Origin of the sequence: Caulobacter sp. AP07 (assembly GCF_000281955.1) — a bacterium.
Classification (GTDB): domain Bacteria; phylum Pseudomonadota; class Alphaproteobacteria; order Caulobacterales; family Caulobacteraceae; genus Caulobacter.
The window spans coordinates 1-10,635 of sequence record NZ_AKKF01000081.1 but is presented as its reverse complement, the minus strand read 5'-3'; the positions used below and the strand labels follow the sequence as shown (position 1 = coordinate 10,635).

Sequence of the window (10,635 nt, the reverse complement as noted above, 5' to 3'; positions counted from 1 at the left end):
GGCCGGCGCGGGCGCGGCCTCCTGGGCGAAGGCGACGGCGCCCAACGGCGCCCCCGCGATGGTCGCGGCGAGCATCAGCCCGGCCAGCGGTTTAAATGTGATTTTCATCGTTGGTATCCCCTTTTTCCCCGATGATTTACAGAGCGGCCGGGCCGGTCTCGCCGGTCCGGATGCGAACGGCTTCCTCGACATTGAGGACGAAGATCTTGCCGTCGCCGATCTTGCCCGTCGCCGCCGCGGCCTTGACCGCCTCGACCGCCTTGGCCGCCGACGCATCGTCGACGACGGCTTCCAGCTTCACCTTCGGCACGAAGTTCACCTGGTACTCCGCGCCGCGATAGATTTCGGTCTGGCCCTTCTGACGGCCGTAACCCTTGACCTCGGACACCGTCAGGCCTTCGACGCCCGCGGCGACGAGCGCCTCGCGGACCTCGTCGAGCTTGAAGGGTTTGACGATCGCTATGATCAGTTTCATCCGCCTTGCTCCGACCCGCCGACTTCGCGGGTTCCCCTTAGAATTGGTTTTAGAGCGCGTTGCTCACTCGCACCGCGACGCGACTCCCTAAGAGCCTCATCGTTTCCCCGGCGCTGATCACGCTATCGGTCGGGCTTGCGACATGACCGCCGCGCGGTAGGGAATTGGAAACGAAAGGGATGTGCTGTCTATAAAATAAGCAATGATGGTTGCGAGTGGTCATAAAATCGGCGTTTCGGGGCTCGAAACGGCGTCTGGCGAAGGCTGTCGCGATCCGCATACATTCTCGCGGCCTACGCCTCGCGATTGGAGCCCCCGCCGGATATGCCTTCCCTCTGGATGAAGATCGCGCCCTGGGCGTTGCTGATCGTCTCGAACGTCTTCATGACCTTCGCCTGGTACGGTCACCTGAAGAACCGTTCGATGACCCTGCTGCTGGCGATCTTCAGCGGCTGGATGATCGCCCTGCCGGAATATGTGCTGGCCGTGACGGCCAACCGCATGGGCCACGAAGTCTATTCCACCGCCCAGCTGAAGACCGGCCAGGAGGCGATCACCCTGGTGGTCTTCTCGCTGTTCTCGATCCTCTATCTCGGGGAGACCCTGCGGTGGACCACTGTGCTGGGTTTCGGCTTCATCTTCGTTGGCGTCGCCATCGTGATGTTCTTCAAGTAGTCCCATCACGAGCCCGTGATCGGCGCAACGGAAAGCGAGACTGGGGCGCTGTGCTGGCTGGATTCCTTGAACGAGGATCAGTCCCATGTTTGTGCGTCTTGCTACCGCCACCGCCGCGCTGGCGCTGATGTCCGGCGTGGCCATGGCCCAATCGACGGCCCCGGTGAATCCGAAACCGACCGCGGCTCCGGCTGATCAGATGATGCCGGCCACCGCGCCGCCGCCCGTCGACCCCACCGCCGCGGGGACCATGGTGGCTCCCACGGGCACGGCGACCGACACCGCCGGCCGGGTGTCGTCCCTGCCGCCCGAACAGCAGGCGGGCCTCAAGGCCGGCGACGCGAACGTCACCTCCAACCCGCCGATCGCCGACACGCCGGAGAACCGCAAGCTTTACGGCAAGCCGTTGTCGAACGCCGGCAGGCGCTCGGCCCCCCGGGGCAACTAGGCTTCACGGGCCTTCCAACTCGGCTTGAAGCACAGGTCGGCGGGCCCTATGGTCCGCCGACTTTTTTCTGGCCCTGTTCGGACCTCATGCCCGCTGAAAAACCCAAGTCTTTCCAAAGCCTGATCCTGACGCTCCATGACTATTGGAGCGCCCAGGGCTGCGTCATCCTGCAGCCGCACGACATCGAGGTGGGGGCGGGCACCCTGCATCCGGCCACCGTGCTACGCGCGCTGGGCCCCAAGCCGTGGAACGCGGCCTATGTCCAGCCCTCGCGCCGCCCGGGCGACGGCCGCTATGGCGAGAACCCCAACCGCCTGCAGCACTATTACCAGTACCAGGTGATCCTGAAGCCGAACCCGCCGAACATGCAGGACCTGTACCTGGGGTCGCTGGAAGCCATCGGCCTGGACCTGCGCACCCACGACATCCGCTTCGTCGAGGACGACTGGGAGAACCCGACGGTCGGGGCCTGGGGCCTGGGCTGGGAGGTCTGGTGCGACGGCATGGAGGTGTCGCAGTACACCTACTTCCAGCAGGTGGGCGGCCTGGACGTCTCGCCGGTGGCCGGCGAGCTGACCTACGGCCTGGAGCGCCTGGCGATGTACGTGTTCGGCGTCGACAACGTCTACGACCTGCCGTTCAACGACCCCGACGCGCCGCTGGGCCATCTGACCTATGGCGACGTGTTCCTGGAGAATGAGCGCCAGCACTCGGAAGCCAATTTCCACGGCTATGACGTGGCCGTGCTCAAGCGCCAGTTCGAGGACATGGAACAGCAGGTTCCGCTGATGCTGGCCCGCGACTACCAGGGCAAGTCCCTGGTGCTGCCCGCCTATGACATGGTCCTCAAGGCCAGCCACCTTTTCAACCTGATGAACGCCCGCGGCGCGATCGCCGTCGCCGAACGCGCCAGCTACATCGGCCGCATCCGCGACCTTTGTAAGCTGTGCGCCAGCGCCTGGGTCGAGCAGCAGGAAGCCGCGTAGAGACGATGCCCCAACTCCTTCTCGAACTGTTCTCCGAAGAGATCCCCGCCCGCATGCAGGCCGGCGCCGCGCGCGACCTGGAGCGGATGGCGCGCGAGCACCTGGCCGCCGCCGGCTTCCTGCCCGAGGCGCTGAAGACCTTCGCCGGTCCGCGCCGCCTGACCCTGGTGGCCGAGGGCCTGCCGATCGCCCAGGCTGACCGCAAGGAGGAGCTGAAGGGCCCGCGCGTCGGCGCCCCGCCCCAGGCCATGGAGGGCTTCCTGCGCAAGGCGGGCCTGACCCAGGACCAGCTGGTCGAGCGCGACGGCGTCTACATGGCCTTCATCGACAAGAAGGGCCGTCCGACCGCGCAGATCGTCGCCGAGATGGTCGAGGCCATCGTCCGCGCCTTCCCGTGGCCCAAGTCGATGACCTGGGGCACGAGCAAGCTGCGCTGGGTGCGGCCGCTGAAGCGCATCCTCTGCGTGCTGGACCGCGAGGTCGTGCCGTTCGCCATCGAGGGCGTCGAGAGCGGCGACGTCACCGAGGGCCACCGCTTCATGCGCGTCGGCCGCGGCTGGGGCGGCCAGCCGTTCAAGGCCCGCGACTTCGACGAATACCAGAAGGGCCTGATCGACCACTTCGTGGTGCTCGACGTCGAGGAGCGCAAGGCGCGCATCCTCGAGGGCTGCAAGACCCTGTGCTTCGCGCGTAATCTCGAGCTGGTCGAAGACCAGGGCCTGCTGGAAGAAGTCGCCGGCCTGGCCGAATGGCCGACCCCGGTGCTGGGCGACATGGATCCGGCGTTCCTCGACCTGCCCGGCGAGGTGATCCGCACCTCGATGCGCACCCACCAGAAGTATTTCGCCGTCCGCAAGCCGGACGGGGAGGGCCTGGCCCCGCACTTCATCACCATCGCCAACGTCCAGGCGGCCGACGGCGGCAAGGTGATCGCCGAGGGCAACGCCAAGGTGCTGTCCTCGCGCCTGTCCGACGCCCGGTTCTTCTGGGACGAGGACGTCAAGGTCGGCTTCGCGCCGTGGCTGGACAAATTGGACGGCGTCACGTTCCACGCCAAGCTCGGGACGATGGCCGAGCGGGTGGACAGAATTACGATCCTGGCTCGTGAGATTGCGGAGATACTTCAAGCTCAGGGCCTCGATATCGATCTCGACAAAGCACAACAGGCTGCGCGCCTGGCCAAGGCGGACCTTGCTTCGCAGATGGTTGGCGAGTTCCCCGAACTGCAGGGTTTGATGGGCGGCTACTACGCCCGCGCCGTCGAGATGGATCTCGATATCGCCGCTGCCATTCGTGACCACTACAAACCGCAAGGCCCAGCCGATGCAGTTCCCACCGCGCCGCTAAGTGCGACTGTGGCGCTTGCCGACAAGCTGGACACGTTGGTGAGCTTCTTCGCGATCGACGAGAAGCCGACTGGCTCTAAAGACCCTTATGCTCTGCGTCGAGCAGCGTTGGGTATTATCCGCATAATTCTGGATAATGGGCTTCGGATCTCTATTATTTCATTGGCCCGTAAGGTTGTCTATGAACTCGAAGGGCAAGATTTTCTTAGGGGTCTTAATAAAGACGCGCAAGGGTACGATAAGTTATTAGAAGCAGGCGTTGCGCGGGATACGGTTCAGCGTCTTTCCGACGATCAAATGACAATCCTTATGGATAGAGTGAGTCAGCGTTGGGATACGCTGAAGCTCGACGAGGCGATTGGCGCTTTCTTCGAGGACCGCCTGAAGGTCACCCTCAAGGACCAAGGCAAGCGCCACGACCTCGTCGACGCGGTGTTCGCGCTCGGCGACGACGACCTGGTGCGCATCGTCGCCCGGGTCGAGGCGCTGGACGGGTTCCTGAAGACCGACGACGGCAAGAACCTGCTGGCCGGCTACAAGCGCGCTTCCAACATCCTCAAGGCCGAGGAGAAGAAGGGCTGGAAGGCGGAAGGCGAGCGCGGCCTGCTCGACGACGCCTCGGGGCCGGAAGTGCAGCTGCACGACGCCCTGCGGCTGGTCGAGCCGGCCCTGGCCGCGGCCCTGGCGCGCGAGGACTTCACGGCCGCCATGCAGGAACTGGCCGGCCTGCGCGGCCCGGTCGACGCCTTCCTCGACGGGGTGTTCGTCAATTCGGAGGTCGCCGCCGAACGCGACAACCGGTTGAAGACCCTGGCCGCCGTGCGCGATGCGATGGGCCGGGTGGCCGATTTCGGCTTGGTGGCGGGGTAGGGGGCCACGCGCCCCCACCACATGACCTAAGATTCATTTGAGTCGGCCGGTCCGGACCTGTTCTCTCCCCGCGACACAGCGCGCGAAGGACAGAGCATGATCCGCAGGACCATCGGATGGAGCGCGCTGATCCTGGCGCTGACCCTGGCCGGGACGGTCCCCGCCCTGGCGCGCGCGTCGGACCCCAGAGCCGACCAGGTCGACGCCCTGGTGCGCCGCGCCATGGCCGACCGCCGCATTCCCGGCCTGCAGATCGCCGTGGTCCGGGACGGCAAGGTCGTGCTGGCGCGCGACTACGGCCTGGCCAATCTGCAGACCCCGGTCGCGGTCACCGACCAGACGGTGTTCTCGATCAACTCGATCACCAAGGCCTTCACCGGGGTGGCGGCGATGCGCGAGGTCGAGACCGGGCGCCTGGACCTGGCCAAGCCGGTGTCGGCCTATCTCGATGGCCTGCCCGAAGCCTGGCGCGGCGTCACCATCCGCCAGTTGCTCAGCCACACCTCGGGCCTGCCCGACTTCACCAGGGGGACGGGCGTCGACGAGGACGAGGCCGCCGCCTGGAACGCGGCCCTGGCCCGTCCGGTCAATTTCCCGGCCGGCGAGCGGTTCGAGTACTGCCAGACCAACTACGCCCTGATCCAGAAGGTCATCAACGGCCTGAACGGCCGGCCGGAGAACGCGACGCTGGCGCAGGACCAGTTCCGCCTGGCCGGCATGGGCCATACGGGCTTCGGCGACGGCCGCGACGTCATCCCGGGCAAGGCGGCGAGTTACCGCTACGCCTTCGCCAAGCCCACCGACCCCGGCCAGCTGCGGTCGGTCTACGAGGTGTTCACCCCGCTGCACCGGGCGGCCTCGGGGATGAACAGCACCGCCACCGACATGGCCGACTGGATGATCGCCGTGCTCGATGGCCGTCTGCTGGGCCCGTCCGCCCGGAAGACCTTGTGGACCCCCGTCGCCTATAATGACGGCCGGCTGGGCCAATGGGGCATGGGCTGGACCGTGTTGAACCGGCCGGAGCATCGCGCGGTCGGCATGACCGGCGGCAGCCGCGCGGCCATGTTCGTCTATCCCGAGGACGGCGTCGGCGTGGTCATCCTGACCAATCTGAGCGGCAGCGCGCCCGAGGACCTGGTCGACGAGGTGGCGGCGGCGTTCATTCCCGGCATGAAGCTGACCGGGGTGGCGGCCTTGCGCGCCGGGCTGGAGGCGCGGGGCTTCGACAACCTGCCGACCGTGGTCGCCGAGCTTCGCCGCCAGGACCCGGACTTCAAGCCCGAGGAGGGCGAACTCAACGACTGGGGCTATCGCCTGCTGACCACCGGCAAGCCACAGGCGGCGCTGTCGGTCCTCAAGCTGGGGGCCGAACTCTATCCGGCCAGCGGCAACGCCTTCGACAGCGTGGCCGAAGCCTACGCCGCCAATGGCGACAAGGTTCGCGCGATCGAGAACTACCGCCGCTCACTGCAACTCGACCCGAAGAACACCAACGCCACGCGGCGGCTGGAGACGCTCGGCGCCCCGGCGAATCCGTCGCCGGGTTAGGCGCCGCCAGGGGGCGCGACCCATGATCCGAAACTGAGCCGTTCCACGGCCGTGCTTGGCTGTGGACAGTTTGTCGATGTTCGATTCCACGGTCTCCGCGCAAATCTCAGTCACGACAACGTTGTCATTAGAAGAATTTGCCGAAATTTCTGTTTAGACTGCGTAACGCAAACCGTCGGTGGACGCGTTCTTTGACAAGATGCTAGTGAACGCCCCGATATTGCAGTGCGGGATGGGCGTTTACGCTTGTTGTCCCAGGCCAGGACGGCTCCGCTAGAGGGTCGCCAGCTTTTTCACTTATCGCAGGGTGAGCCAGAGATGCCGGTTGATACGCTGACCAAGACGCAGTGGGTCTATTCGTTCGGAGGAGGCGGCGCCGACGGCGACGCCTCGATGAAGAACCTGTTGGGCGGCAAGGGGGCGAATCTCGCCGAGATGTCGTCCCTGGGCCTGCCGGTGCCGCCGGGCTTCACGGTGACGACCGCCGCCTGCGTCCACTACTACGCCAACGGCAAGCAGTACCCGGCCGAGCTGGCCGAGCAGGTCAACGCCAGCCTGGCGACGGTGGAGCAGCTCACCGGCAAGCGCTTCGGCGACGTCGAGAACCCGCTGCTGGTCTCGGTGCGCTCGGGCGCCCGGGCCTCGATGCCGGGCATGATGGACACCGTCCTGAACCTGGGCCTCAACGACGAGACCGTCGAGGGCCTGGCGATCCTGTCGGGCGACCGGCGCTTCGCCTATGACAGCTATCGCCGCTTCATCCAGATGTACTCGAACGTCGTGCTCGACCTGGAGCACCACATGTTCGAGGAGATCCTCGACGACCATAAGGACCGCCTGGACATCACGGTCGACACGGCGTTGAGCGCCGACGACTGGGCCTCGGTGATCAAGGACTACAAGGCCGCCGTGCGCGACGCCCTGGGCAAGCCCTTCCCGCAGGACGCTCAGGAGCAGCTGTGGGGCGCGGTCGGCGCGGTGTTCGCCAGCTGGATGAACGACCGGGCCAAGTTCTATCGCCGCATGCACGACATCCCCGAGGCCTGGGGCACCGCCGTCAACATCCAGTCGATGGTGTTCGGCAACATGGGCGAGACCTCGGCCACCGGCGTGGCCTTCACCCGCAACCCCAGCAACGGCGACGCGCGGCTGTACGGCGAGTTCCTGATCAACGCCCAGGGCGAGGACGTGGTGGCCGGCATCCGCACCCCGCAGTCCCTGACCAAGGCGGCCCGCGAGGAGATGGGCGACACCACCCCGTCGATGGAAGAGGCCATGCCGACGGTGTTCGGCCAGTTCAAGACCGTGGTCGAGACGCTGGAGCGCCACTACCGCGACATGCAGGACATCGAGTTCACCGTGGAGCAGGGCAAGCTCTACATGCTCCAGACCCGCAACGGCAAACGCACCGCCAAGGCGGCGCTGAAGATCGCCGTCGACATGGCGGCCGAGGGCGTGATCTCGCGCGACGAGGCCATCGGCCGGGTCGAGCCGGCCTCGCTGGACCAGCTGCTGCACCCGACCATCGACCCCACCGCCGTTCGCGACGTGATCGCCACCGGCCTGCCGGCCAGCCCCGGCGCGGCCACCGGCAAGATCGTCTTCGACAGCGACGCGGCCGAGAAGGCCGCCGCCGCCGGCGAGAGCGTCATCCTGGTGCGCGAGGAAACCAGCCCCGAGGACATCCACGGCATGCACGCGGCGCGGGGCATCATCACCGCCCGCGGCGGCATGACCAGCCACGCCGCCGTGGTGGCGCGCGGCATGGGCCGGCCCTGCGTCAGCGGCGCCGGCGACGTGTCGATCTTCGGCAAGGCCGGCTATTTCCGGGTGCGCGGCCGCGACTTCAAGGCCGGCGAGGTGATCACCATCGACGGCTCGACCGGCGAGATCCTCAACGGCGCGCCGATGATGATCGAGCCCGAACTGACCGGCGACTTCGCCACCCTGATGGGCTGGGCCGACCAGGTCCGCCGCCTGAAGGTGCGCGCCAACGCCGAGACCCCGCTCGACGCCAAGACCGCCCGCGGCTTCGGCGCCGAGGGCATCGGCCTGTGCCGCACCGAGCACATGTTCTTCGACGACACCCGGATCGCCGCCGTGCGCGAGATGATCCTGGCCGACGACGAGGCCGGTCGCCGCGCCGCCCTGGCCAAGATCGCGCCCTTCCAGAAGGCCGACTTCGTCGAGCTGTTCACGATCATGGAAGGCCTGCCGGTCACCATCCGCCTGCTCGACCCGCCGCTGCACGAGTTCCTGCCGCACACCGAGGAAGACGTCGCGGCCGTGGCCAAGGCCACCGGCCTGGACGCCGCCAAGCTGATGCTGCGGGCCAAGGAACTGCACGAGACCAACCCGATGCTCGGCCACCGCGGCTGCCGCCTGGGCGTCTCCTATCCCGAGATCTACGAGATGCAGGTCCGGGCGATCATCGAGGCCGCCTGCGACATTTCCAAGTCCGGCAAGGCCGCGCCGATCCCCGAGATCATGCACCCGCTGGTCGCCAAGGGCGAGGAGATGAAGTACCTGCGCGACCTGACCGACCGCACCGCCAAGGCCGTGCTGGAAGAGCAGGGGATCGTGATCGAGTACACGGTCGGCACCATGATCGAGCTGCCGCGCGCCGCCCTGCGGGCCGGCGACCTGGCCGCCAACGCCGAGTTCTTCAGCTTCGGCACCAACGACCTGACCCAGACGACCTTCGGCATCAGCCGCGACGACGCCGGCAAGTTCCTGGGGGCCTATCTCGACAAGGGCATCTTCGACAAGGACCCCTTCGTCTCGCTCGACCAGGACGGCGTGGGCGACCTGATCCGCATCGCCGCCGAGCGCGGCCGCGCGGCCCGTCCGGGGATCAAGATGGGCATCTGCGGCGAACACGGCGGCGACCCGGCCTCGATCACCTTCTGCGAGTCGGTGGGCCTGGACTACGTGTCGTGCTCCCCCTACCGCGTGCCGATCGCCCGCCTGGCGGCGGCGCAGGCGGCGCTGGGGAACAAGGGGTAAGGTACTACTCCACCGTCATCCCGGGCCTTGTGCCCGGGACCCCTGGTTCAGCTGACGGTGAAGCGAAATGGCGCGCCAGCGCGCCACACCTCCGCACTTTCGGCGGACAGAGGGGTCCCGGGCACAAGGCCCGGGATGACGGTGGTTGGGGGAGCAAACCCGCGAACCGCCCGCCAACGGACCTCGACATCCTAGGGATGCTGGACACTCCGAGGCGGCGCATCTATCCGGGTATCGAGGATATCCGGGGGAGCGAATGGCCTATCTGCGCTGGCGGCGGTTCATCGAATTGGCGTCGCTCGATCGCCCGCGGGTGGGCGAATTCTTCATGCGCCATCGCGACAAGCCGATCGTCCCGGCCCCGGTCGAGAAATGGGACCGCGAGTACCGCGAAGGGGTCTATGACCGTCTGGCGCGCTCGGACCAGCGCCACCATCACCGCCTGCTGGCCGCGATGATCGCCGACCGCTGGCCCCAGCCGCGCGTCCTGGAGATCGGAGCCGGGGAGGGCGTGCTGTTCGAGGCGTTGCGCGCCCACGCGCCGGCCCGCTATGTCGGCGTCGATTTCTCGGCCCCGGCGGTGGACAAGGGTCTGGCCCGCCTGGCGGCCGAGCGCGAGGCGGGGGTCGTCGACCTGCTGCTGGGCGACGGGCGCGATTTCCGCACCGACGAGACCTTCGACGTCGTGGTGTTCTCGGAATGCATCGAGCACCTGGGCGAGGTCGAGGACCTGGTCGCCCACTATGCGCCGAACCTGAAGCCGGACGGTGCGGTGGGCCTGACCATGTGGCTGGCCCTGAAGCCGCTGCGCCTGTGGCATCGGCTGAAGACCCTCGGCCAGGTCCTGGACGAGGCGGTGATCAACACGCCCTGGGGCGGCGGATGGCTGGTGGCGGTGGTGCGGCCGCTGCGGGCCGCGGCGATCAAGGCGATGCTGCTGGTCGCCACCCTGGCCTGCGTGGCGCCGACCGACGTCTTCGCCGCCCCGTCCCTCGACCTGCCGCTGTCGATCGACCTGGCGCGCGCCGCGGTCGACGCCTGCGCCGCCAAGGGCCTGCCGGTCAGCGCCAGCGTCGTCGACGACAAGGGCAACCCGCTGGTCGTCCTGCGCGCGCCCGCCAGCTCCAAGCCGCCGATCGCCGCGCCGCGCAAGGCCGCCACGGCCGTGCAATTCGACGCCCCGGGCAGCGAGATGGAACCGCGCCAGAAGGCCGATCCCGACTTCGCCGCCAGGATCGCCGCCGAGCCCGACCGGCTGAACCCGCACGGCGGCTCGCT

The 10,635-nt window shown here is 67.4% G+C and carries 9 protein-coding genes; 7 read left to right on the top strand and 2 right to left on the bottom strand.

Annotated features, from left to right (window positions below):
• A partial coding sequence (locus PMI01_RS27745; protein WP_007665038.1) for a hypothetical protein occupies positions 1 to 108 on the bottom strand: 108 nt, incomplete at its 3' end.
• A gap of 28 nt (positions 109 to 136) precedes the next feature.
• Positions 137 to 475: a P-II family nitrogen regulator gene (locus PMI01_RS05600; protein WP_007665036.1), complete on the bottom strand. Its 339-nt coding sequence runs from the start codon at positions 473 to 475 to the stop codon at positions 137 to 139.
• A gap of 324 nt (positions 476 to 799) precedes the next feature.
• Between PMI01_RS05600 and PMI01_RS05595 the strand changes: the two genes are divergently transcribed.
• The 7 genes from PMI01_RS05595 to PMI01_RS26370 all read left to right on the top strand — a co-directional run.
• Positions 800 to 1,150 carry a DMT family protein gene (locus PMI01_RS05595; RefSeq protein WP_007665034.1) on the top strand — a complete coding sequence of 117 codons (351 nt, stop codon included), beginning with the start codon at positions 800 to 802 and terminating at the stop codon, positions 1,148 to 1,150.
• A gap of 85 nt (positions 1,151 to 1,235) precedes the next feature.
• On the top strand, positions 1,236 to 1,598 hold the full coding sequence (locus tag PMI01_RS05590) for a hypothetical protein (protein ID WP_007665032.1): 363 nt from the start codon (positions 1,236 to 1,238) through the stop codon (positions 1,596 to 1,598).
• 86 nt (positions 1,599 to 1,684) lie between these two features.
• Positions 1,685 to 2,584 (top strand): glycine--tRNA ligase subunit alpha, encoded by a 900-nt coding sequence (locus tag PMI01_RS05585; RefSeq protein WP_007665031.1) that lies wholly within the window; start codon positions 1,685 to 1,687, stop codon positions 2,582 to 2,584.
• A gap of 5 nt (positions 2,585 to 2,589) precedes the next feature.
• Complete coding sequence (gene glyS / locus PMI01_RS05580) at positions 2,590 to 4,800, top strand: glycine--tRNA ligase subunit beta (protein WP_007665023.1); 2,211 nt, start codon at positions 2,590 to 2,592, stop codon at positions 4,798 to 4,800.
• Positions 4,801 to 4,896: 96 nt separating this feature from the next.
• Complete coding sequence (locus PMI01_RS05575; RefSeq protein WP_007665021.1) at positions 4,897 to 6,351, top strand: serine hydrolase domain-containing protein; 1,455 nt, start codon at positions 4,897 to 4,899, stop codon at positions 6,349 to 6,351.
• 318 nt (positions 6,352 to 6,669) lie between these two features.
• Positions 6,670 to 9,357, top strand: a complete 2,688-nt coding sequence (ppdK, locus tag PMI01_RS05570; protein ID WP_007665019.1) for a pyruvate, phosphate dikinase — start codon at positions 6,670 to 6,672, stop codon at positions 9,355 to 9,357.
• 256 nt (positions 9,358 to 9,613) lie between these two features.
• The coding region (locus tag PMI01_RS26370) for a methyltransferase (RefSeq protein WP_007665017.1) at positions 9,614 to 10,635 on the top strand (1,022 nt) is incomplete at its 3' end.